This window comes from Mangrovicoccus sp. HB161399 (genome assembly GCF_013184745.1).
In the GTDB taxonomy this organism is placed as follows: domain Bacteria; phylum Pseudomonadota; class Alphaproteobacteria; order Rhodobacterales; family Rhodobacteraceae; genus Mangrovicoccus.
In genome coordinates this window covers 70,235-92,469 of the sequence record NZ_JAATVU010000005.1, presented here as the reverse complement: position 1 = coordinate 92,469, position 22,235 = coordinate 70,235, and the positions used below count along the sequence as shown (strand labels likewise).

Below are 22,235 nucleotides of genomic sequence, written 5' to 3'. Positions count from 1 at the left end.
GGTCAGGCGAGGGTTGTCAGCATGCCCGCCATCATGCGGGTGCGCGGAACGATGAAATCCTCGTCGATATGCTCGTTCAGGGTATGCAGCCCGTCGCCCTTCACGCCGAGCGAGCACAGCGATGGAATGCCGAGCGCGCCGGTGAAGTTCGCGTCGGAGCCGCCGCCCTGGCTGCGGTGGGGCATGTCGAAGCCGAGTTCCTCCGAAATCGCCCGCGCCTTTTCGTAGAGGAACATCGTGCCTTCGAGGCCCGGCTCCCAGACCGGGCGGGTGACGCCGCGGGTGACGGCGAAGCGCACGCCGTTGCGTTCGCCGGTCAGCGCCAGCATCCGCTCGATCCCCGCATCCAGATCCGCCTGCTCCTTTGCCATGGACAGGCATTCGGCGGAGGCGAAGGAAGGCACGCAGTTCACCCACTGGCCGCTATGGATGTTGTTGCAGGAGAAGGTGCAGTCCTCGCTGGTCATCTCCTCGATCTCGATGATCCGCTTGGCCAGCTCCCGCACCGCCGAGATGCCGCCCTTGACGTTGGCGCCGGCATGGCTGGGCTTGCCCTCGGCGGCCAGGTTGAACCGCGCGATGGCATAGCGCCCGGTGCAGACGCCGTTGTCGGGATGCGCGGGCTCGGGGCAGAGCACGTATTTGGCGCGCTTGGCCTCGGTCTCGATCAGCTGCCGCGTGGCGGGGGTGCCGATTTCCTCGTCGGGGGTGAAGAGCGCGACGATCGGCAGCGGCGTCTCGATGCCGGCTTCCTGGATCTTCCGGATGGCCTCCAGCGTGATGTAGTTGCCGCCCTTCATGTCCTGGATGCCGGGCCCGTAGACCTTGCCGCCCTCGCGGCGGAACGGGTTCTTCGCCAGCGTCCCGACAGGGTGGACGGTGTCGAAATGGCCGGTGATCATGATGCCCGGCTCGCCCATCTTGGGATGCGGGAAGCGCGCGCGGACCGAGCCGCCGAGCCCCATGACACCGGGGATGCGCTCCACCGTGGCGCCGAGCTCGGCGCATTTCATCGCGACGAGGTCCATCATCCTGTCGACGGCGGTGGCATCCCAGGTCGGGCTTTCGCACTCGATCCAGGGCTTCAGGCCGTCGATGATCCCGTCGGTGTCGAAGTCTAGGTCTTTCCAGGTGGTCATGCCGCTGCGCCCCGCTGGGTGACGAGATTGGCGTATATCGAGGCGCCGACCGGCAGGATCGCGTCATCGAGCGTGAAGCCCGGATTGTGGACCGGGATGCCGCCGGAATGGCCGATGGTGCAATAGGCGCCCGGCACCGCGCGCAGCATGTCGGCGAAATCCTCGGAGCCCATGACCAGCTCGGTGGTCAGGCCGGACATCTCGGCGCCGACCACGTCGCCCGAAGCGGCGAGGATCGCCTCGGACAGGCTGTCGTCGTTGACCAGCACGTCGAAGACATTGCGGATGTCCACCTCGATTTCGACGTCATAGGCGGTGGCGGCACCCGCGCAGATGGCGCGCATCCGCTCGGAGATCATCTCGCCGACCTTGGTGTCGAAGAAGCGGATCGTGCCGCCCAGTTCCGCGGTGTTCGGCACGACGTTATAGGCGTCGCCCGCGTGGATCTTCGTGACCGAGACAACGGCCGGGCTGGTCGGCGCGACATTGCGCGAAACGATGGACTGGAGCTGCTGCACCAGCGCGGTGGCGATCACCACCGGGTCCTTGGAATCCTCTGGGCGCGCGCCGTGGCTGCCGCGGCCGGTGATCTTGATGTCGAAGAAATCCGAGCCGGCCATGGCCGCGCCCTTCTTCACCTGCACCAGGTCCGGCTGGTGATGCGGGGCATTGTGCATCCCGTAGATCTCGTCGCAGGGGAATTTCTCGAAGAGCCCGTCGGCCAGCATCGCCCGCGCGCCGCCCAGGCCCTCCTCGGCCGGCTGGAAGATGAAGACCGCCGTGCCCGCGAAATCGCGGTTTTCCGACAGGTAGCGCGCCGCGCCCAGAAGCATGGTGGTGTGGCCGTCATGGCCGCAGGCATGCATCACGCCGGGGGTCTTCGACGACCAGGGCAGGTTGGTTTCCTCGTGGATCGGCAGCGCGTCCATGTCGGCGCGCAGCCCGATGGTGCGGCCCGGCTTGGTGCCCTTCAGCACGCCCACGACGCCGGTCTTGCCCAGGCCCTTGGTGACCTCGATGCCCCATTCGGCCAGCTTTTCGGCGACGATGCCGGAGGTGCGGATCTCTTGGAAGCCCAGCTCGGGGTGTTCGTGGAAGTCGCGGCGGATCGCCGTCAGCTCGTCGGCAAAGGCGGCGATGCCATCAATGACCGGCATTTGCGGTCTCCTTCGTGTCGGTGTCTTGCGGTTGGAATGCGGGGCCCATTGCGCCCATGCGCAGGCCGGGACGGAGCCGTTCCCAGGGCAGGTCCCCGGGATCGACCGCCATAGGGCCGGGCGCGGCGCAGGTCAGCAGCGCGGCGGCGATCGGCTCGAAATCGGCGCGGAAATGGACGGAGCTCTTCACGATCAGGATCGGTTCCTTCTCGGGCACGATGCCGACCTGGCGGAACATGCCGCGGTCGGCCATCTGGGCCTTGGCCGAGACCACGGCGATCCTGAGGTCGCCGAGGCGCAGGCAGGCCGAGGGGCCCATGCTCATCTTCTTGCCGCGGTAATAGGGGCCGGTGGCGGTGAACTCGCCGTCGGACAGACATTCCACCGTGAACCGGGCCTCGAAGGGCGCATCGCCGGGCACGCCCGACTGTCCGCCGATGGCGAGCGTCAGGGTCGCCCCTGCGCCCGCCTCATGGGCAGCGGCGGCAGCGGCAGGGTCATAGAGATTGCCGATGGCGCCCTTTGCGCCCGCCGCAGCCATGGCGCGGATCATGCCGGTCGTGTTGCTGTCGGCGCCGGCGCCCGGATTGTCCTGGGTGTCGGCGATGACCACCGGCGAGGCGGCGGTTTCGGCCAGCCGCATCGCCTCTGCCACGCCCTCGTCCGGGGCGTAGACCTTGCCGCGGAAGGCCGGTTCCGCGGCCTCGATGGCGGCCATCAGCGTGTCGGCGGCCGCGTCCGCGCCCGCGCCATAGGCCAGCACCGTCATCTGGCATTCGGGGAAGTCCGCCGCCGGGAAGCCCATGTTGAAGCTCATCGCGCGGCTCTCTACGGCCAGCGCCTCCATCTGCGCGTAGAGACCCTTGGCTGGCTCGGCGGAGGTGCATTGCCAGGCGATGGCCGACAGGTAGGGCGCGACCCGCATCGCCTTGGCGGGACGGCTGCCATCCAGCATGTTCGACAGGGCGCGGGCACCGCGCAGGCCGGTTTCGGCCATGTCGACATGCGGATAGGTGCGGTAGCTTTCCAGAACGTCGGCGCGGTCGAACATCTTCGCCGTGACATTGGCATGGAGGTCGAGGCAGACCACCACCGGAATATCCGGGCCGATCCGGTCGCGCAGGCGGCACAGCAGCTCGCCTTCGCCGTCATCGAGATGTTCGGTGACCATCGCGCCGTGCAGGTCGAGGAACACGCCGTCCAGAGGCATGGCCGCGGCGATGCCGTCGATCAGGTCGCCCGCGATCCGCTCGAAGGCGTCGCAGGTGACATGGGCCGAGGGCGAGGTCGCGGCGAAGATGGTCGGGATCAGGTCCCAGCCCTTGGCTTTCCCGTGGCGGATCGCGCCGGAGATGGCGGCATTGACGTCGCCGAGTTCCTCCAGGATCTCTTCGCCTTTCAGCATGCGGCCTGCGCCGCCGCCATGGACGAAATCCTGGAAGGTGGCCTTCGAAGGGGCGAAGGTATTGGTTTCGTGCAGGAAACCGCCGATAGCGATGCGGGGCACGTTGGGTCTCCTAAAGTCAGGCGGCCACGGGGCGGAAATTGGGGAAGTCCCAGTCCCGGCCCGGCGCAGCGGCCAGAAGCGATTTGGTGTAGTCGTGCTGCGGCGCGCCCAGCACATCGGCGGTCAGGCCGTATTCGACGACCTCGCCGCGCTTCATCACCGCGACCTCGTCGCAGATCTGGGCTGCGACTCGCAGGTCATGGGTAATGAAGAGGATGGCGATCTGCGTGCGCTCCTGGATCTCGGCCAGCAGGTCCAGCACCTGCGCCTGCACCGAGACGTCGAGCGCCGAGACCGCCTCGTCCGCGACCAGCAGCTCCGGCTCCATGGCCAGCGCGCGGGCGATGGCAATGCGCTGGCGCTGCCCGCCCGAGAACATGTGCGGATAGCGCTTGGCCGAGCCTGCGGGCATGCCCACGAGCTCCAGCAGTTCGTCGGCCTTGGCGACGGCCTCGGCGCGCGGCATGCCGTAGTTCATCGGCCCTTCGATGATCGATTCCTCGATCGAAAGCCGCGGGTTGAGCGAGCGGTAGGGATCCTGGAACACCATCTGCAGCCGCTTGCGGAACGGATGCAGGCCGCGCGGGGTCAGATCCGCGATTTCCTGCCCGCCGACGCGGATGCCGCCCGAGCTGGGATCGATCAGCCGCATGACGCAGCGCGCCACGGTGGACTTGCCCGAGCCGCTTTCGCCGACGATGCCGAGGGTGCGGCCGGCCTTCAGGTCGAAATTCACCGCCTTCGCGGCATGGGTGCCGGCGGACTTGGACAGGAAGCCGCCGCCGCCATAGACCTTGTTCAGCTCCACGACCTGCAGCGCGATCTTGGCGCTGGCCGCGGGGCGGGCGGGTCGCGGCACCAGCGAGGGGACCGAGGACAGCAGCCGCCGCGTGTAGTCCATCTTGGGGGCCGCCAGGATGTCCATGACCTTGCCGGATTCGACCATGTCGCCGCGGTTCATCACGTAGACCCGGTCGGCGATCTCGGCGACCACGCCCATGTCATGGGTGATGAAGAGGACGGCCGTGCCGTGCTTTTCCTGAAGTTCCTTGATGAGCCGCAGGATCTGCAGCTGCGTGGTGACGTCGAGCGCGGTGGTCGGTTCGTCGGCGATCAGCAGGCGCGGCTCCAGGATCAGCGCCATGGCGATCATGATCCGCTGCCGCTGGCCGCCCGAAAGCTGGTGGGGATAGCTTTTCGCGATGCGCTCGATGTCCGGCAGGCCGACCTGGCCGAGAATGTCCATGACCTTGGCATGGCTCTCGGCATTGGACAGCTTGGTATGCGCCTCCAGCACCTCGGCGATCTGCTCGCCGACCTTGATCACCGGGTTGAGCGCGGTCATCGGCTCCTGGAAGATCATCGACATGCGGGTGGCGCGGCGGTCGCGCAGCTGCGCCGGGGACAGCGTCAGCATGTCCTCGCCGTCGAGCAGGATCTCGCCCTTCGTCACCTTCAGCGCGCCCTTGGGCAGGAGCCCCATCGTCGCCAGCGAGGAGACGGACTTGCCCGAGCCGGATTCGCCCACGAGGCAGACGGTCTCGCCCGGCTCGATGGTGATGGAAATGTCGCGGACGACCGAGGCGCCGTCCTTGGCGTCGATGGAAACGGTGAGGTTCCTGATGTCGAGAACGGGCATGGTCACGCCTCCCTCTTGCCCATGCGGGGATCGAGCACGTCGCGCGCCCAGTCGCCGAGCAGGTTGATCGACAGGATGCACATGGACAGCGCCAGGCCCGGCCAGAAGATCAGTTCGGGCTTCAGCCGGAAGTAGATCCGCGCCTCGGCCATGATGTTGCCCCAGGTGGGCGTCTCGGTGGAAACGCCGGCGCCGAGGAAGCTGAGGATCGCCTCGGTGAGGATCGCCGAGGCGCAGACATAGGTGGCCTGCACGGTCAGCGGCGCGAAGGTGTTGGGCATCAGGTGGCGCCACAGCACGCGGGGCAGGGAAGTGCCCATCGAGATCGCCGCCTCGACATAGGGTTCCTCCCGCGCCGAGAGCACGATGGAGCGCACCAGCCGGACCACGCGAGGGATCTCGGGAATGGTGATCGCGGCCATCACCGTCCAGATCGAGGCGCCCATCAGAGACACGATGGCAATCGCCAGCAGCACCGAAGGCATGGCCATCAGGCCGTCCATGATCCGCATGATGATCGCGTCGGCCACCCGGAAGAAGCCGGAGACGAGGCCGATGGCGAGACCAAGGACGACCGCCAGGATGGTCACGCCGATTCCGATGACCAGCGAGACGCGGGCGCCCCAGATCACCCGGCTGAGCAGGTCGCGGCCGTAATTGTCGGTGCCGAGCAGGTAGTCGGCGGAGGGCGGCTTCAGCCGCATGATCGGGTTCTGGTAGATCGGGTCATGCGGCGCCACGAAGGGCGCGAAGACCGCGGCCAGGATGATCAGGGTCAGCACCAGGGCGGCCAGCAGCGGCGCAATGCCGATCTTGGCGAAAATGGCCCGGGTCGAGAGGGGGAAGGCTCCACGCATTGTTTTCTCGGCCATCAGTAGCGGATCCGCGGATCGAGGAAGGAATAGGACAGGTCGATCAGCAGGTTGACCAGGACATAGATGCCCGAGGTTAGCAGGATCAGCGCCTGGATGACGGGGTAGTCGCGGGCGAAGATGCTGTCGACGGTCAGCCGTCCCAGCCCGGGGATGTTGTAGACGCTCTCGGTCACCACGACGCCGGAGATCAGCAGCGCGAAGCCGGTGCCGATCACGGTCATCACCGGGACGGCGGCGTTGCGCAGGGCGTGGCGGAACAGCACCCGGGTCTCGGTCAGGCCCTTGGCGCGGGCGGTGCGGACATAGTCCTCGCCCAGCACGTCAAGCAGGCTCGCCCGGGTCATCCGCGCGATCAGCGCGATGTAGATCGAGGCGAGCGTCAGCGCGGGCAGGACGGCGCGGGCGGCGAAGCCCGGGAAGTCCTCGGAAGGCGCGACATAGCCCTGCACCGGCAGCAGGCCGAGATCGAGCGCAAAGAGCTTGATCAGCAGGTAGCCGATCACGAAGACCGGGATCGAGAAGCCGAGCACCGAGAAGGTCATCACCAGGTGGTCGATCCAGCTGCGGTGCTTCCAGGCGGCGACGACGCCCATCGGGACGGCGACGATGACCGACAGGGTGATGGTGATCAGCGCGATCCAGATCGTCGGCCACATCCGGTCGGCAACGAGGTCGATCACCGGCTGGTTGGAGATCAGCGAAGTGCCGAAATCGCCCGTCAGCAGTTCGCCCATCCAGCGGAAGAACTGGACGTAGAGAGGGTCGTTCAGGCCCAGCGAGTCGCGGATCTTCTCCAGCTGCTCGGGGGTCGCCATGTCGCCTGCGAGGACGGCGGCGGGATCGCCCGGCGTCAGCCGCAGGAGCAGGAAGACGAAGACGGCCACGACCAGCATCACCGGAATGGCGGCAAGCACGCGGCGGAGGAAATAGACGGGCATCCAGGGCTCCTTCGGTCGGCGGGCCCCGGCCGGTCGGTCCGGCCGGGGCAATGGTCAGGCTGGGGTCAGCCGTTCTTCTCGAGGCCCCAGAAGACCGGGAAGGGCGCTTCCTCGACGCCGGAGAGCTTGTCGCTCCAGGCGGACGGGTTGAAGTACTGGCCGAGATGGATGTAGTTCACGTTCTCCATCACATGCGCCTGGATCTTCTGGGCGATCGCCTTCTGGTCCCCGAGCTCCGAGGCGTTTGCGAAATCGTCCAGCATCCCGTTGATCTCCTCGTCGGTCGGCCAGCCGAACCAGGCGGCGTCGCCGCGGCCCGGCAGCATGATGTTGCCCAGCGGGTTGGAGACTTCCGGCACGATCCAGTTGGTGAAGAACAGGTTCCAGCCGCCGTCCGACGGCGCGGCCTGGCTGGCGCGGCGGGTCACGAGGGTCTGCCAGTCCATCGGCTGCATGTCGACGGTGAAGCCCGCCTCGCGCAGCGCCTGTGCCGCAACGATCGGCTGTGCGGTCAGCGTGACGACGTCGGTGGGCTGCATCAGCACGACGGGCGTGCCGTCATAGCCGGCCTCTTCCAGGAGCGCCTTGGCGCCCTCGATGTCGCCGCCCGAGGTGATGCTCTCCGACCCGTCGGTGAACTCGAAGGGCGTGCCGCAGCCGAAGATCGCGCCACAGACCTTGAAGTAGTCCGGGTTGCCGATCAGTGCGGTCAGCACGTCTTCCTGGCTCAGCGCCATTTCCGCGGCCTTGCGGATCTTCGGGTTGTCGAAGGGAGGATAGAGGAAGTTCATCCGGCCGATCGAAACCCCGCCGAGCGGCGCCAGCACCTTGGACTCGATGCCCGGCATGCCCTCGAGCAGCGGCAGCAGGTCGACCGGCACCTGTTCGAGGAAGTCGATTTCGCCGTTCATCAGCGCGTTCAGCGAGGTCTGCGCGTCGGGCATGGTCACCCATTCGACGCGGTCGACCTTGACGTCCTTGGCGCCGGCGAACCAGCTCTGCGGACCCGGGGCGGGGACGTAGTCCTCGTTCTTCTCGTAGACGACCTTCACGCCGGGCTGGAACTCGTCCTGCACGAACTTGAACGGGCCGGACCCGATCATCTCCGGGATCGGCTCGTTGGCGGGGGTGTTCGCCAGCCGCTCCGGCATCATGAAGAGCGCGAGGCCGGAGGGTTTCGCCATTGCTTCCAGCGTGTAGGGGAAGGGCTCCTTGAGCGTCAGCGCGAAGCTCTTGTCGCCGGTGGCCTCCAGGCTTTCCATCCGGGCATTGATCATCTGGCCGCCGCCGTCGCGCTGCATCCAGCGCTTGATCGAGGCAATGCAGTCGGCCGGGGTGACTTCGCCGCCGTCATGCCATTTCAGGCCGTCGCGCAGCGTGAACGTGTAGGTCAGCCCGTCCTCGGACACCTCGAAATTCGCCATCTGGGGCTGGACGACGAAATCGGCATCCTGAGCGACCAGTGTGTCGAAGATCATGAAGGCGTTGTCGCGGGTGATATGCGCCGTGGTGATGACCGGATCGAGCACGCGCAGGCCGGAATGCATCACCGCGGTGATGGTGGTCTCGGCGAAGGCGGGCAGGACGGTGGTCATCGTCAGGGCGGTCGCCGCGGCGATTCCGCTGCGCAGGCCACTCCAAATGGCGGTCATGATCGTACCTCTCTGTTGACGCCCATCGGGGACGTTTTCTTTCGCTCCCCGCTGGGTCGGGGATGTGGCGACAGAACGGCACGGGGCGCGGCCGGACCCAAGCGAAACCCCCTTTCGGGATGAAGTTTTTTCAAACTGCCCAAAATTTGCTCACTTCTTCGCCGGGCCCGGCGGGGACCCGCTCCGGCGCCGGTTTCCGGCCCGGCGGCAGGCCGCGGCGACGCCGCGGCAGGGCAGCCGGGAATTGACCTTTGCGTCCGCGCGGTTCCAGTGTCGCGCGAGTTCCCGACTTGCGGAGACGCTGCCATGACGCTGCATCAGACCCTTCCCTCCGACCTCCAGAAAAGCGTCGCGGCTGCGGTCGATGCCGGGTTCGACGCCCAGATCGCGCTGACGCAGGAACTGGTGCGGCAGCCGTCGCAGCGCGGCTCCGAACATGCCATGCAGGAGCTGGTCTTCGCCGAGCTGGAGCGCCGCGGCCTCGCAATGGAGCGGTTCGCCATGGACCGCGCGGCGCTGGAAGCCCATCCCGGCGCCGGGAAGTGGAGCGAGCAGCATTCCGATGCGCCGGTCGTGACCGGAATCCACCGTCCGCGGGCCGAGACCGGGCGTTCGCTCATCCTGCAGGGCCATGTCGACGTGGTTCCTGCCGGTCCCGAGGCGCTGTGGACCAGCCCGCCCTACGAGGCGGATATCCGCGGCGGGCGCATGTACGGGCGCGGTGCGGGGGACATGAAATCGGGTCTGGCCTGCGCCATCTTCGCGCTCGATGCGCTGCGCGCCTGCGGCTGGCAGCCTGCCGCGACGCTCTACCTGGAGTCGGTGATCGAGGAGGAAAGCACCGGCAACGGCGCGCTGATGACCCATCTGCACGGCTACCGCGCCGAGGCGGCGCTGATCCCCGAACCCACCGGCGAAAGCTTGGTGCGCGCCAATACCGGGGTGATCTGGTTCCGCATCGAATTCTCCGGAATTCCCTGCCATGTCAGCCAGATGGGAGAGGGCCAGAACGCCATCGACGCGGCCATCCGGATCATCGGAGAGATGCGCGAGATGGAGCGGATCTGGAACGCGAGGCGCGGCGAGAACCCGCTTTTCGCCGGGCTGGCGAAGCCGATCAACCTCAATGTCGGCAAGATCGAGGGCGGCGAATGGGCGTCCTCCGTGCCGGCCGCGGCGGCAGTTGATTTCCGCATTTCGCTGCTGCCGGGCTGGAAGGCGGATGAATGCGCCGCCGAGATCGAGCGGCACCTGCGCGAGATTGCGTCTGAAGACCCCTACCTGTCTGAAAACCCGCCGAAACTGATCTGGAACGGGTTCATGGCCGAGGGCTACGAACTGGCGCCGGGCAGCGAGGCCGAGGCGGTGCTGGGCCGCGCGCACGAGGCCGCGGCCGGCCGGCCGATGGGCAGCCATGTCATGCCTGCCTATCTCGATGCGCGGGTCCATGCGCTCTACGAGGGGATCCCGGCGCTGAACTACGGTCCCGTCGCGGGCGTGCTGCACGGCATCGACGAATGGGTCGAGATCGAGTCGCTGCGCCGCGTCACGCTGGCCATTGCGCTCTTCATCGCCGAATGGTGCGGGCTGGAGCCGGTCTAGATCCGGCTCAGCGCCCGCACCGTCTGCATCAGCTTGGGCGCGACCGCGCGCTCGAATTCCTCCGCTGTCCAGTCCGACAGGAGCGCGGTTATCGTCACCCCGCCGATCGGCCGCCCCGCGGCATCCGTCACAGCCGCGGCAATGCCGATTTCTCCTGGAAGAAGCTGTTCATTTGCAATGGCATAGCCGCGTTCACGCGCCAATTGCACCTCGGCCATGATGGCCTCTTCGGAGGTCAGGGTGCGCGGCGTGTAGCTCTGCCGCTCGGAGCGGCGGATGATGTCGCGGGCCTCCTCCTCGGGCAGGCGGGACAGCACCGCCCAGCCCCCGGACGTGGAGCAGACCGGCACCGAGAGCCCGACCATCAGGTCGTGCGGCACCTCGCGCTTCGGCTGCAGGCGCGAGACATAGATCAGCCGCGTGTCGTCGAGCAGCGACAGATCCACCCGCTCGGTCACGGTGCCGCGCAGATCCAGCAGGTAGGGGACCGCGCGCTGCACCAGCGGATCGAGCCGCATCGCGTCGAAGATGTGGTCGTAGATCCGCCGCCCCGGAACGAAGCCCCGGTCATGCCGGTCGCGCGAAATGTAGCCCAGCTTGCGCAGCGTATGGACCAGCCGTTGCGTGGTGGAGCGGTCGAGATCCGCGGAGCGCGCGATCTCTGTCAGGCTCAGCGGGTGCTCGGCATCGTGGAAGGCCGAGAGCACGGTCATGGCCCGTCCGACCGCCCGCACGAAGAGCGGGTCGGACTCGTCGGGCAGTTCCGGGGCCGGTCCGCGCCGGACATAGCCGGTCATCCGCGCCTCCGCCGGGGCCCGCCCGCCCGTTCGCATTCTGCCTGAAATTTCATCATGGGGCCTCCATGGGGCTCAATTTTGGAAATGTATCTGCTTACGCCCTGAGCAAATCGTTTACCGGGTCGGTCTGATCATTCTATGATAAAAGTGTATCAACAATCAATACAGCGTGCCCGACTCGCCAATTTGATCTGGCACGCTTTCCCGGCACTGTTCCGCGTGCCGGCTCCGACAGTGACGAGGACCCTGCCATGACCACCACCACCGCCCTTTTCGGGCTGACCGCGACCGAGCTGGTTGCCGGCTACCGTGCCGGAACGCTGTCCCCGGTCGAAGTGACCGAGGCGGTGATCGCCCAGGTGGAGCATTGCGAGCCGCATATCCACGCCTTCTACATCTTCGACCCCGAAGGCGCGCGGGAGATGGCACGGGCCTCCGAGGCGCGCTGGCGGGCGGGCACCCCGATTGAGAAGGACGGGATCAGCATCGACGGCGTCCCCGCGACGATCAAGGAGAACATCGCCACCGTCGGCACGCCCTCGCCGATTGGCACCGCCGCGACGCCGCTGATCCCGGCGGCCAAGGATGCCCCGCCCGCCGCGCGGATGCGAGAGGCCGGCGCGGTGATCCTCGGCAAGACGACCATGCCGGAATTCGGCGCGATGTCCTCGGGGCTGTCCAGCATCCACGAGCTGACCCGCAACCCCTGGAACCTGGCGATGAACCCCGGCGGGTCGTCGGCCGGGGCGGGCGCGGGCGGCGCGGCGGGCTACGGGCCGCTGCATATCGGCACCGACATCGGCGGCTCGGTCCGCTTCCCGGCGGCCTGGTGCGGGCTCATGGGGCTGAAGCCTTCGCTGGGCCGGATCAACATCGACCCGCCCTACATGGGACGCTGTGCCGGGCCTATGACCCGCACGGTCGAAGATGCGGCGCTGATGATGGCGGTGCTGTCGCGGCCGGATCCGGAAGAGCGCGACTACCGCAACCTGCCGCAGGCCGAGATCGACTGGATGGATCTGGGCATGGATCTGAAGGGCGTGAAGATCGGCCTGCAGCTCTACCCCGGCTGCGGCATGGAGGTGAACCCGGAGGTGGTCGCCCCGGTCGAGGCGGCGGCGAAGCTCTTCGAGGCAGCAGGTGCCGTGATCGAGCCGCTGGATCCCTGGATGACGCCGGAGCTGCTGAAGGGTCTCGACAATTTCTGGCTGGCCCGCGCCGCACAGGACCTGGCCAAGCTCAGCGAAGCGCAGCGCGCCAAGGTGCTGCCGCTCTTCCTGGAATATGCCTCGCACGGCGCATCCTTCACCGGGGCAGAGGTGTTCGACGCCTATTCCGCCACCGTGGAGATCCGCCGCCGCACCGTCGAGGCGACCAAGCCCTTCGACTTCGTGCTGGCGCCGCTCTCGCCGCATATCAGCTTCCCGGCCGAATGGGGCTATCCGACCAACGACCCGGCGCGGGCGATGGACCACATCAGCTATTCCGTGCCCTTCAACATGAGCGAGCAGCCGGTCTCGTCGCTGCCCTGCGGCTACGACTCGAACGGCGTGCCGCTCGGCCTGCAGATCGCCGCGCACCGCTTCGACGACATGGGCGCGCTGCGGATGGCGAAGGCCTATGAAGAGATGCGCGGCGCGCTGCGTCCCTTCCCCATGAAATTCGGAGGCTGAGACCATGTCAGGATCGTTTTCCCGCAGTCAGGTGACCGTCAAGCCGGGCGTCGTCTCGGCAGAGGGCGGCGTCGTCGCCGCGCAGCACGTTCTGGCCGCGCAGGCCGGGGCCGACGTTCTGGCCGCGGGCGGCGACGCGGTCGATGCCGCGGTCGCGGTGAGCTTCGCCATCGGCGTTCTGGAGCCCTGGATGTCCGGCCCGATGGGCGGCGGCGCGATGATGCTCTGGCGCGAAGGCGAGGGCAGGGGCCATGCGCTGACCTACGGCATGCGCTCTTCGGCTTCGCTCGATGTGGGGCACTACCCGCTCTCCGGCGCGGGCAAGGCCTCGGACCTGTTCCCCTGGGAGTCGGTCGTGGAGGACCGCAACATCATCGGCGCCAGCTCGGTCGCGGTGCCGGGCACCGTGGCCGGGATCGCGGCGGCGCATGGCCGCTTCGGCCGCATGCCCTGGTCCGAGCTGCTGCAGCCGGCCATCGCCCATGCCAGGCAGGGCATGGAGGTCGACTGGTACGCCGCGCTGATCATCGCCTCCTCCGCGCAGGAGCTGGCAAGGGACCCGGATGCGGCGGCGATGTTCCTCGAAGACGGCCAATGGCCGAAGATCTTCGGCTGGACGGCGCTGGCCGACGTGCGGCTCGACCAGTCGGGCATGGCCGCGACGCTGCAGCGGCTGGCCGAGGCCGGAGCCGAGGATTTCTACCGCGGCGACATTGCCGCCGCGCTGGTCAAGGACGTGACCGCAAAGGGCGGCTTCCTGACGGCAGAGGACCTTGCGGGCTACGAACCGGACTGGGCCGACCCGCTGGAAATCCCCTACCGAAAGGGCCGCGTCCTGGCCGTTCCCGGCCTGACCGCCGGGCCGACTCTGGCCGATGCGATGGGCGGATGGCAGGCCGTCTACGGGGCGTCCGAGGCCGCAACGCCCGCCGCCCATGTCGCGCGCGCAGGCGCGATCCGCGATGCCTATGCGCGCAGGCTGTCCGGCATGGGCGACCACGAGTCCGCCAAGGCGCCGGGCTGCACCACGCATTTCTCGGTCGTGGACCGCAATGGCAACATGGTGTCGATGACCCAGACGCTGCTGTCGATCTTCGGCTCGCGCACGGTCTCGGCCTCGACGGGCCTCGTGCTGAACAACGGCATCATGTGGTTCGACCCCGAGCAGGGCAAGCCGAACTCTCTGGCGCCGGGCAAGCGGTGCCTGATGAATGTCTGCCCGGTCCTGGGAGAGACGGGCGGGCGCCGCTTCGCGCTCGGCGCCTCGGGCGGCCGCAAGATCATGCCTGCCGTCGGCCAGATCGCGGCGCAGCTGCTGGAAACCGGCGCAACCCTGCAGGAGGCGGTCGAGGCGCCGCGGCTCGACGTCTCCGGCGGCGAGACCGTCGTGGCCGACGAGCGGCTGGACGGTCCGGTGACGCGGGGGCTGGCGGAGAAATGGCCGGTCGCGCTGGCGAAAAGGCTGCCCTTTCCCTATGCCTTCGCCTGCCCGGCGGCGGTGCTGCGCGAAGGCGGCTACAATTCCGGAACCACGGAAACCTTCTCCCCATGGGGCGATGCCCTCGCCGAGGGAGAGCCTGCATGAAGGACCTGACCATGACCGCGACCGATCCCGCCGATCTCGGCGCCATCGAGGCGCGCCGCCTCATCGCAAGGCGTGCGCTCTCGCCGGTGGAGCTGGCCGATGCCTGCATCGCCCGGGTCGAGACGCTGGACCATGCGGTGAACGCCATGCCCGCGCGGGATTTCGGCCGGCTGCGCGACGGGGCGAAGGCCGCCGAAGCCGCGGTGGCGGCCGGCGGACCGCTGGGCGCGCTGCACGGTCTGCCGCTCGCCGTGAAGGACATGGAGGACATGGCCGGGCTGCCGACCACCTTCGGCTCGACCGCCTACAGGGGCAACGTCCCCAAGAAGGACGGCGCGCCTGTGGCGGAACTGGCCGCGGCAGGCGCGCTGCCGATGGGCAAGACCAACGTGCCGGAATGGAGCGCGGGCGCGAATTCCCGCAACCTCGTCTACGGCGCGACCGGCAACCCGCATGACGTGACCAAGACCTGCGCGGGCTCCTCGGGCGGCTCGGCGGTGGCGCTGGCCTGCGGATACGCGCCGCTGGCCACCGGCTCGGACATGGGCGGATCCCTGCGGAATCCGGCGGCGCATTGCGGCGTGGTGGGCTTCCGCCCCAGCCCGGGCGTTGTGCCCGGCGAGGCGCGGGCCACCGCATGGATGCCGCTCTCCACCTCCGGGCCGATGGCGCGCAGCGTGGCCGATGCCGGGCTTATGCTGTCGGTCATGTCGCGCCCCGGCGCGGACGATCCCTATGCCATCGAGGTCGGCGGGCGCACCGCGTGGGACCCGGCGGGCTTCGCGGCGCTGCCGAAAGTCGACCTGGGCTCGCTGAAGATCGCCGCCACCGAGGATTTCGGCTTCGCGCCGACGGAATCCACCGTGCGCGACCAGTTCCGCAAGGCGGTGGCGCAGATCGCGCCGTTCTGCGGCGCGCTGGACGAGGCCGCGCCCGACTGCCGGGCGGCCGACCGCATCTTCGGGGTGCTGCGCGGCATCTCCTTCCTCGGCGTCCATGCCGAGCTCCTGGACCGCGCGCCCGAGCATGTCGGCCCGAACGTGCGCGACAACGTGCTGGAGGGGCGCAGCTATTCCGGCGAGGACGTGGCGCGGGCGCTGATCTCGCAGGGCGAGTACCACCGCCGCTGGCAAGCCTTCTTCGGCGACTGGGACGTGCTGATCAGCCCGGCGATCACGGTCAGCCCGCGGCCCTGGCGGGAGCTCTACCCGGAGCAGATCGACGGCGTCCCGACCAAGACCTACTACCACTGGCTGGCGCTGGCCTATGCCACGACGGTGGCCGGGCTGCCCTCGATCTCCATTCCCTGCGGCATGGACGCCAACGGCATGCCCTTCGGCCTGCAGGTCGTCGGCCGCCGCCATGCCGACCGGCAGCTCCTGGCCGTCGCGGCGGAGATCGAGGCGGTGATCGCGGGCCTGCCGGACCTTGCGACGCCGGGTCCGGATCTGGCCGGGCTGCGCGCCGCGCCGCCGATCGCCGCGGCCGAGGCTTTCCTCAGCTTCGACTGAGGCGCATGGCTGCTTCCCGCCGCCGGGGCGGCGGGAAGGGTTTCCACGGGCCTGCGTTTGCGCCATGCAAGGGCTGTTGGTTAAAAGTTGCGATCGGAAGACAAGTTGATGAGCAGGGCGCGCGCAGCCTCCGCCGGAACGGCCCCGGCATGGTAAGACCGATTTCTCCCGGGCTGACCCGCATGGGCGGGGCGCTGCTGGCCGGAGCGCTGGCCGCAGGCATTCTAGGCGAATTCACCGGGCTCTTCGCCTTCTCCGTCCTGTCCGGCGCCTTCGCTCTGTCCGCCGGGGCGGTGTTCTGGCCCGGGATCAGCTGGACCAGCCGCGCCTTCATGATCATCGGCCTCCTGCTGGTCTTCGTTTCGGCAGCCTTCCAGTCCGACTGGGAGCCGACCGTGCTGAACGCGGTGGCCAAGGGCGGCTTCATCGCCGCCTTCTTCACCGCGATCAACGCGATGCGCGCCGCTGCCAGCGGGTCCGAACCGATCGTCGAATGCGGCCGCTTCCTCGCTGCGCAGCCGCCCGGACGGCGCTATCTGGCGCTGACGGTGGGCGGCCACCTCTTCGGGCTGATCCTGATCTACGGCGGCATCGCGCTGCTCGGAACGCTGGCCACGGAGGCCGCGAACAAGGAGCCCGACCCCGAGATCCGCCGCCACCGCATCCGCCGCATGCTGGTCGCGATCCAGCGCGGCTTCGTCTCGACCCTGCCATGGTCGCCGCTGTCCTTCGCCTCCGCCATCACGCTGAGCATCGTGCCCGGCGCTTCCTGGGCGGCGGTGCTGCCCTATTCCCTGGCGGGCGTGCTGTTCTTCACCGGGATCGGCTGGGCGCTCGACACAATCTTCAAGCCGCGCCTGACCGTCGCCCCGCCGCCGCGCGGGCAGGCCGAAGGCGGCTGGGGCCAGAAGATGAGGCCGCTTCTGATCCTGCTGGCGCTTCTGGCGGGCACGACGGCCGTCGTCCATGTCGCCACCGGCGTGCGGATCGTCGGCGCGGTCATGGCGATCGTGCCGCTGATCGCGCTGATCTGGGCGGCCTTCCAGGCGCCCGGCGCGACGCCCGACCCGCGATACGCGCTGTCGCGCGCGCGCAGCTTCGCCTTCTCGGACATGCCGAAGCTCAAGGACCAGACCGTCCTGCTGGTGATGGCGGCCTTCATCGGCACGATGGGCGGGCATATCGCGGCGCCGCTGATGGCGGCGAGCGGCATCGACCTGACGGTGATCCCCGCGCCGGTCCTGCTGGTCGCGCTTTTCTGGTTCGTGCCCTTCACCGGCCAGATCGGCATGAACCCGATCCTCGCCGTTTCGCTGATCGGGCCGCTGCTGCCGGCTCCGGAGGCGCTCGGCGTCACCCCGGCGGCAATGGTCGTGGCAATCACCTCCGGCTGGGCGCTGTCGGGGGCGACCTCGCCCTTCACCGCCTCGACGCTGCTGGTCGCGGATTTCGGCAAGGTCTCGGCGCGGCGGGTCGGGCTCGTCTGGAACGGGCCCTATACCCTGGTCTGCGGCGCCTTCATGTCGGCCTGGATCGCGTTCCTCGCGGCCAGCGGGTTCTGAGCGGTCAGCAGCAGGTCTCCTCGAGGTCGTCGAGCAGCGCCAGTCCGGGCGCGTCGGCGACCTCCTCCAGATAGGCGCGCAGGCAGTTCACCTGGCTGCCCACGAAGAACAGGTCGTCGACGCCCATCCGGGCCTTCTCGGCGAGCTTCCTCTCGAAATAGGTGCGCCATTGCGAGGCGCCCTGCGCCATGGCGGCGTCGAGATGCAGCATCATGCGGCGGGCATTGCCGTCGCAATCGATGCCGCAGAAGCTGACATAGCGGTCGCTTGCAGTCTGGGTGGCGGTCATGGGGCTGTCTCCTGGTCTGTGACTGGGGACGACCGTAGCTGCGGCGCGGCTGAGATTCTGTCAGCCGGACGACAGAACCGCAATTTCCTCCAGCCGCGCGGGGTCGAGCACGGTGACGCCGCTGCGGCCGTGCCGCGCGATCACCCCGTCGCGAACCAGCCGGGTGACGAGGGTCGACAGCGTCTGCCGCGAAGTGCCGAGCGCTTCGGCGAGCTTCTCGGTCCGTTCCGGCAGGGCGATCTGCGCGCCGCCCTGCGCGCGCGTCTCGGAGAGCAGGAACCGGGCCAGCCGCGCCTCGACCGGACGGAAGGCCAGATCCTCGATCAGGTCCAGCGCGCCATGCAGCACCGATCCGATCTCGCGCAGCGCGGCGACGGCGAATTCCGGCTCCCGTGCGATCAGCCCCAGCAGGTCGCGCACCGGCCAGCTCATCACGCGGGTGGGCTCCAAGGCCTCGACCCAGGCGCGGGTATGGGTCACGAAGATGCCGCCGGGGCGGAGATAGCCGATGGTCAGATCCTTGGCGCCGCCGTTCAGGCAGATGCGGGCCAGACCGCTTTCCACCAGGAAGAGGCGGTTTTCGTCCGCCCCGGGCAGGCAGATCATCTGCCCCGGAACGTGGCCGCGGTGGCGCCCCGGTTCCAGCCGGGCAAGCCAGCCGGGACCGGGACGGTCAGGGAGTGGGGGGTGTACGGCAACCATGCTCCGGTCGGAGCATGGTCCGTGCCAGGGTCAGAGCCCGCCGAGATGGAAGGCCTTGGTCTCGAGGTACTCCTCGATGCCCTCCTGAGCGCCCTCGCGGCCGAGGCCGGACGCCTTGACGCCGCCGAAGGGCGCCTCGGCATGGCTGACTGCCCCGGTATTCGCGCCGATCAGGCCGAATTCCAGCGCCTCGCCGAAGCGGAAGGCCCGCGCCATGTCCGAGGTGTAGAAATAGGCGGCCAGGCCGAAGGGCGTGCCGTTGGCGATGGCCAGCGCCTCTTCCTCGGTCTCGAAGCGGAAGACCGGGGCGACGGGACCGAAGGTCTCCTCGCCCGCCAGCCGCATTTCGATCGTGGCGTTCCTCAGCACGACCGGATCGGCGAAGCGCGCGTCGAGATCGCGTTTCGCGGTGGCGCGCTCGGCGCCTTTCGCCAGCGCGTCCTCGACATGGGCGCTGATCTTTGCGATCGCGGCGGCGTTGATCATCGGGCCGATATCGGTGCCCTCTTCGGTGCCCGCGCCGACCTTCAGCGCATCGACCTTGGCGGAGAGCTTCTCGACGAAGGCGTCATAGACGCCGGATTGCACCAGCAGCCGGTTGGCGCAGACGCAGGTCTGGCCGCCGTTGCGGAATTTCGACACCATCGCGCCCTCGACCGCCAGGTCGAGATCGGCATCGTCGAAGACCACGAAGGGCGCGTTGCCGCCGAGTTCCAGCGACATCTTCTTCAGCGTCGGCGCGCATTGCTCCGCCAGCAGCGCGCCCACCCGGGTCGAGCCGGTGAAGGAGAGCTTGCGCACCACCGGCGAAGCGGTCAGCGCGCCGCCGATCGCTTCCGGGCGTCCCGTCAGGCAGTTCAGCACGCCCGCGGGGATGCCCGCCCGCTCGGCCAGCACGCAGAGCGCCAGCGCCGAATAGGGGGTGAAGTCCGAGGGTTTGATCACCATGGTGCAGCCCGCGGCGAGGCCCGGCGCGACCTTGCGGGTGATCATCGCGTTCGGGAAGTTCCACGGCGTGATGATCGCGCAGACGCCGACCGGCTCCTTCATGGCGAGGATCTTCTTGCCCTTTACCGGAGAGGGGATGATCGTGCCGTTGATCCGGCGGGCTTCCTCGGCGAACCAGCGCACGAAGGACGCGCCGTAGCGGATCTCGCCGAGCGCTTCGCCCAGCGGCTTGCCCTGCTCGGCGGTCAGGATGCGTGCCAGGTCCTGCTCATGGGCCAGCATCAGGTCGTGCCAGGCCATCAGGATGTCGGCCCGTTCCGCATGGGTGCGGGCGCGCCATTCGACCATGGCGGCCTCGGCCGCGGCGATGGCGGTTTCCGTCTCGGCGGCGGTGCAGTCCGGCATGGTGCCGAGCGCCTCGCCGGTGGCCGGGTCGGTCACTTCCATGTCGGGGCGGGCGATCCAGGTCCCGCCGATCAGCGCCGCCTCGCGGAACAGGTCCGGGTCGGCAAGCTGGGCGCGCAGCCCGGGAAGGGTGTCGAGGGTCATGTCTCAGGCCTCCAGGGCGGTCAGGATTGCCGCGGTGATCTCGTCGGTGGAATGGCTGCCCGGGCGGGTGCCGATGCCCTTGCCGGTCGCGACCTCGATGGCGGCCAGGACGGCCTTGGCCGCGTCGGTCTCGCCCAGGTGGTCCAGCATCATCGCGCCGGACCAGACCGCGGCGATCGGGTTGGCGATGTTCCGGCCCGCGATGTCCGGGGCGGAGCCGTGGACCGGCTCGAACATCGACGGTCCCGAGCGGTCGGGGCAGATATTGGCCGAAGCCGCGAAGCCCAGCCCGCCCTGGATCGCGGCGCCCAGATCGGTGAGGATGTCGCCGAAGAGGTTCGAGGCGACGATCACGTCGAGCTGCTCGGGCGCCATCACCATCTTGGCGGCCATCGCGTCGATATGCATGTGGCTGACGGTGACGTCGGGATATTCGGCGGCCAGTTCCCTGGTGACCTCGTCCCAGAACACCATCGAGTATTTCTGCGCGTTCGACTTGGTGACCGAGGTCAGGTGCTTGCGGCGCGCGCGGGCCTGCTCGAAGCCGAAGCGCAGGATGCGCTCGACGCCGGTGCGAGTGAAGACCGAGGTCTCGACCGCGACTTCGTTGTCCTGGCCCTGGTGGACGCGGCCGCCGGCGCCGGAATACTCGCCCTCGGTGTTCTCTCGGATGCAGAGAATGTCGAAGCCTTCCGACTTCAGCGGACCCTCGACGCCGGGCAGCAGCCGGTGCGGGCGGATGTTGGCATATTGCCGGAATTCCTTGCGGATCGGCAGCAGCAGACCGTGCAGCGACACGGAATCCGGCACGGTGGCGGGCCAGCCGACGGCGCCCAGATAGATCGCGTCGAAGCCCTTCAGCACCGCGATCCCGTCGGCGGGCATCATCGTGCCGGTCTCCAGGTAGTATTCGCAGGACCAGGGGAAGGTCTCGGATGCCAGCGCGAAGGAGAATTTCGCCGCTGCCGCGTGGAGCACCTTCATCGTCGCGTCGGTCACGTCCACGCCGATCCCGTCGCCGGGGATCAGGGCAAGCTTGTAGGTCGTCATTCTCTTCTCCTTGGCAGTCGGCCGGACGGTCAGTCTGTTCCGGCCCGATACTATGCATGTCCCGGCGCCGATGCTGCCGAAGGCGGGGCGGCAAACGGCACGAAACGCTGCGCAGGGCTCTCTGGCGCAGAAGATTGCGCCGCTGCAAGCGCTAACGGAAACGGCTTGACAGCTGGGTGGCGGGGGCGCCATTCCTGCCCAAATCCGAGGCAGGGGCTGGAAAGATGGGCGCGGGAGAGAAGCTGGACCGGATCGACATCAGGATCCTTGCCGAGCTGCAGAAGAACGGCCGGATCACCAATGTCGAGCTGGCCGATCTCGTCGCGCTGTCGCCCTCGCCCTGCCTGATGCGGGTGAAGAAGCTGCAGAAGGCGGGCTACATCACCGGCTATTCGGCGCAGATCGACATGGCGAAGCTGGGCGAGACGCTGACCGTCTTCACCGAATTCACCCTGAAGAACCACCGCCAGATCGATTTCGCGCGCTTCCAGGAGGCGGTGGAGAAGATCGACAGCTGCGTCGAATGCCACCTGGTCTCGGGCGGCTACGACTACCTGGTGAAATTCATCACCGCCGGCATCGTCGACTACCAGACGATCATGGAGGGGCTGGTCGAGCGCGACGTGGGCATCGACAAGTATTTCAGCTTCGTGGTGATCAAGACCCCGTTCGTGAAGAGCCAGGCGCCCTTGAACCGGCTGTTCGGCGAGCGGCTGTGAGGCGGGGAGGGGGACTGCCCCCTCCCCGGCCCCTCCCCCGCGCCCTTGCGGAAAGGGCAGGAGGGATATACATTCCACATGTATATCCATGCGCGGAGGAGCGGAGCATGCAGATCGCGAAATGGGGAAATTCGCTGGCCGTGCGCCTGCCCGCCGAGCTGGTGCGCGAGCTGGGCCTGCGCGAGGGCGACGACATCGAGCTGGTCGCGGGCGATGCCGGGCTGGAGGTGCGGCGCCACCAGCGGCCCGAGGAGATCCTCGCCGGGCTGCGCAAGTTCCGCGGGCGGCTGCCTGCCGCCGAGCGGCTGGGGCGCGACGAGGCGGCCGGGCGCTAGGCGGCG

19 protein-coding genes are annotated in these 22,235 nt (G+C 68.4%); 7 read left to right on the top strand and 12 right to left on the bottom strand.

Annotation, left to right across the window (positions count from 1 at the left end; translation table 11 throughout):
• Nucleotides 1-2 precede the first annotated feature (2 nt).
• The 7 genes from HCC78_RS04310 to HCC78_RS04280 all read right to left on the bottom strand — a co-directional run bounded on the left by HCC78_RS04310 (nt 3) and on the right by HCC78_RS04280 (nt 8,907).
• Complete coding sequence (locus HCC78_RS04310; RefSeq protein WP_172327506.1) at nt 3-1,139, bottom strand: M20/M25/M40 family metallo-hydrolase; 1,137 nt, start codon at nt 1,137-1,139, stop codon at nt 3-5.
• A complete protein-coding gene (locus tag HCC78_RS04305) occupies nt 1,136-2,296 on the bottom strand; it encodes a M20 aminoacylase family protein (RefSeq protein ID WP_172327505.1) in 1,161 nt (386 codons plus the stop codon). The genes HCC78_RS04310 and HCC78_RS04305 overlap by 4 nt, the downstream gene beginning before the upstream one ends.
• Entirely contained in the window at nt 2,283-3,803 is a 1,521-nt protein-coding gene (locus HCC78_RS04300) for a M81 family metallopeptidase (RefSeq protein WP_172327504.1), read from the bottom strand. Before HCC78_RS04300 ends, HCC78_RS04305 begins: the two co-directional genes overlap by 14 nt.
• A gap of 16 nt (nt 3,804-3,819) precedes the next feature.
• Complete coding sequence (locus HCC78_RS04295) at nt 3,820-5,442, bottom strand: ABC transporter ATP-binding protein (protein WP_172327541.1); 1,623 nt, start codon at nt 5,440-5,442, stop codon at nt 3,820-3,822.
• A gap of 2 nt (nt 5,443-5,444) precedes the next feature.
• Nucleotides 5,445-6,314, bottom strand: a complete 870-nt coding sequence (locus tag HCC78_RS04290) for an ABC transporter permease (protein ID WP_172327503.1) — start codon at nt 6,312-6,314, stop codon at nt 5,445-5,447.
• A complete protein-coding gene (locus tag HCC78_RS04285; protein WP_172327502.1) occupies nt 6,314-7,255 on the bottom strand; it encodes an ABC transporter permease in 942 nt (313 codons plus the stop codon). The genes HCC78_RS04290 and HCC78_RS04285 overlap by 1 nt, the downstream gene beginning before the upstream one ends.
• Before the next feature lie 65 nt (nt 7,256-7,320).
• Nucleotides 7,321-8,907, bottom strand: a complete 1,587-nt coding sequence (locus HCC78_RS04280; protein WP_172327501.1) for an ABC transporter substrate-binding protein — start codon at nt 8,905-8,907, stop codon at nt 7,321-7,323.
• Nucleotides 8,908-9,213: 306 nt separating this feature from the next.
• On the opposite strand from HCC78_RS04280, the gene HCC78_RS04275 reads away from it, so the two are divergent.
• Complete coding sequence (locus tag HCC78_RS04275) at nt 9,214-10,509, top strand: ArgE/DapE family deacylase (protein WP_172327500.1); 1,296 nt, start codon at nt 9,214-9,216, stop codon at nt 10,507-10,509.
• Here the strand turns inward: HCC78_RS04275 and HCC78_RS04270 are convergent.
• Nucleotides 10,506-11,306 carry an IclR family transcriptional regulator gene (locus HCC78_RS04270; RefSeq protein ID WP_172327499.1) on the bottom strand — a complete coding sequence of 267 codons (801 nt, stop codon included), beginning with the start codon at nt 11,304-11,306 and terminating at the stop codon, nt 10,506-10,508. The genes HCC78_RS04275 and HCC78_RS04270 overlap by 4 nt on opposite strands.
• Nucleotides 11,307-11,557: 251 nt before the next feature.
• Between HCC78_RS04270 and HCC78_RS04265 the strand changes: the two genes are divergently transcribed.
• From HCC78_RS04265 to HCC78_RS04250, 4 genes are all read left to right on the top strand, one after another.
• Entirely contained in the window at nt 11,558-12,979 is a 1,422-nt protein-coding gene (locus HCC78_RS04265; protein ID WP_172327498.1) for an amidase, read from the top strand.
• A 4-nt stretch (nt 12,980-12,983) separates the two neighbouring features.
• Nucleotides 12,984-14,564, top strand: a complete 1,581-nt coding sequence (locus HCC78_RS04260; RefSeq protein WP_172327497.1) for a gamma-glutamyltransferase — start codon at nt 12,984-12,986, stop codon at nt 14,562-14,564.
• On the top strand, nt 14,561-16,075 hold the full coding sequence (locus tag HCC78_RS04255) for an amidase (RefSeq protein ID WP_216671021.1): 1,515 nt from the start codon (nt 14,561-14,563) through the stop codon (nt 16,073-16,075). Before HCC78_RS04260 ends, HCC78_RS04255 begins: the two co-directional genes overlap by 4 nt.
• 149 nt (nt 16,076-16,224) lie before the next feature.
• Nucleotides 16,225-17,637 (top strand): hypothetical protein, encoded by a 1,413-nt coding sequence (locus tag HCC78_RS04250; RefSeq protein ID WP_172327496.1) that lies wholly within the window; start codon nt 16,225-16,227, stop codon nt 17,635-17,637.
• 4 nt (nt 17,638-17,641) lie between these two features.
• Here HCC78_RS04250 and cowN read toward each other — a convergent pair whose 3' ends face one another.
• The 4 genes from cowN to HCC78_RS04230 form a co-directional block, all read right to left on the bottom strand.
• Nucleotides 17,642-17,926, bottom strand: a complete 285-nt coding sequence (cowN, locus tag HCC78_RS04245) for a N(2)-fixation sustaining protein CowN (protein WP_172327495.1) — start codon at nt 17,924-17,926, stop codon at nt 17,642-17,644.
• A gap of 60 nt (nt 17,927-17,986) precedes the next feature.
• Complete coding sequence (locus HCC78_RS04240; protein WP_253949024.1) at nt 17,987-18,532, bottom strand: Crp/Fnr family transcriptional regulator; 546 nt, start codon at nt 18,530-18,532, stop codon at nt 17,987-17,989.
• A 126-nt stretch (nt 18,533-18,658) separates the two neighbouring features.
• The gene (locus HCC78_RS04235; protein WP_172327493.1) at nt 18,659-20,125 is read right to left on the bottom strand and encodes an NAD-dependent succinate-semialdehyde dehydrogenase; all 1,467 of its coding nucleotides are present in this window, start codon (nt 20,123-20,125) and stop codon (nt 18,659-18,661) included.
• A gap of 3 nt (nt 20,126-20,128) precedes the next feature.
• Complete coding sequence (locus HCC78_RS04230) at nt 20,129-21,175, bottom strand: tartrate dehydrogenase (protein ID WP_172327492.1); 1,047 nt, start codon at nt 21,173-21,175, stop codon at nt 20,129-20,131.
• A gap of 224 nt (nt 21,176-21,399) precedes the next feature.
• Here HCC78_RS04230 and HCC78_RS04225 point away from each other — a divergent pair, with 224 nt between their 5' ends.
• Nucleotides 21,400-21,894: an Lrp/AsnC family transcriptional regulator gene (locus HCC78_RS04225; RefSeq protein ID WP_172327491.1), complete on the top strand. Its 495-nt coding sequence runs from the start codon at nt 21,400-21,402 to the stop codon at nt 21,892-21,894.
• Between the two features lie 107 nt (nt 21,895-22,001).
• Entirely contained in the window at nt 22,002-22,229 is a 228-nt protein-coding gene (locus HCC78_RS04220) for an AbrB/MazE/SpoVT family DNA-binding domain-containing protein (RefSeq protein ID WP_172327490.1), read from the top strand.
• Nucleotides 22,230-22,235: the final 6 nt, after the last annotated feature.

Bases quoted from the DNA above. Each gene is read 5' to 3' on its own strand.
- HCC78_RS04305 (WP_172327505.1), bottom strand. From the start codon at position 2,296: ATGCCGGTCATTGATGGCATCGCCGCCTTTGCCGACGAGCTGACGGCG.
- HCC78_RS04280 (WP_172327501.1), bottom strand. From the start codon at position 8,907: ATGACCGCCATTTGGAGTGGCCTGCGCAGCGGAATCGCCGCGGCGACC.
- HCC78_RS04250 (WP_172327496.1), top strand. From the start codon at position 16,225: ATGGTAAGACCGATTTCTCCCGGGCTGACCCGCATGGGCGGGGCGCTG.
- HCC78_RS04275 (WP_172327500.1), top strand. From the start codon at position 9,214: ATGACGCTGCATCAGACCCTTCCCTCCGACCTCCAGAAAAGCGTCGCG.
- HCC78_RS04235 (WP_172327493.1), bottom strand. From the start codon at position 20,125: ATGACCCTCGACACCCTTCCCGGGCTGCGCGCCCAGCTTGCCGACCCG.
- HCC78_RS04310 (WP_172327506.1), bottom strand. From the start codon at position 1,139: ATGACCACCTGGAAAGACCTAGACTTCGACACCGACGGGATCATCGAC.
- HCC78_RS04240 (WP_253949024.1), bottom strand. From the start codon at position 18,532: ATGATCTGCCTGCCCGGGGCGGACGAAAACCGCCTCTTCCTGGTGGAA.
- cowN (WP_172327495.1), bottom strand. From the start codon at position 17,926: ATGACCGCCACCCAGACTGCAAGCGACCGCTATGTCAGCTTCTGCGGC.
- HCC78_RS04260 (WP_172327497.1), top strand. From the start codon at position 12,984: ATGTCAGGATCGTTTTCCCGCAGTCAGGTGACCGTCAAGCCGGGCGTC.
- HCC78_RS04230 (WP_172327492.1), bottom strand. From the start codon at position 21,175: ATGACGACCTACAAGCTTGCCCTGATCCCCGGCGACGGGATCGGCGTG.
- HCC78_RS04255 (WP_216671021.1), top strand. From the start codon at position 14,561: ATGAAGGACCTGACCATGACCGCGACCGATCCCGCCGATCTCGGCGCC.
- HCC78_RS04270 (WP_172327499.1), bottom strand. From the start codon at position 11,306: ATGACCGGCTATGTCCGGCGCGGACCGGCCCCGGAACTGCCCGACGAG.
- HCC78_RS04225 (WP_172327491.1), top strand. From the start codon at position 21,400: ATGGGCGCGGGAGAGAAGCTGGACCGGATCGACATCAGGATCCTTGCC.
- HCC78_RS04290 (WP_172327503.1), bottom strand. From the start codon at position 6,314: ATGGCCGAGAAAACAATGCGTGGAGCCTTCCCCCTCTCGACCCGGGCC.
- HCC78_RS04285 (WP_172327502.1), bottom strand. From the start codon at position 7,255: ATGCCCGTCTATTTCCTCCGCCGCGTGCTTGCCGCCATTCCGGTGATG.
- HCC78_RS04220 (WP_172327490.1), top strand. From the start codon at position 22,002: ATGCAGATCGCGAAATGGGGAAATTCGCTGGCCGTGCGCCTGCCCGCC.
- HCC78_RS04295 (WP_172327541.1), bottom strand. From the start codon at position 5,442: ATGCCCGTTCTCGACATCAGGAACCTCACCGTTTCCATCGACGCCAAG.
- HCC78_RS04265 (WP_172327498.1), top strand. From the start codon at position 11,558: ATGACCACCACCACCGCCCTTTTCGGGCTGACCGCGACCGAGCTGGTT.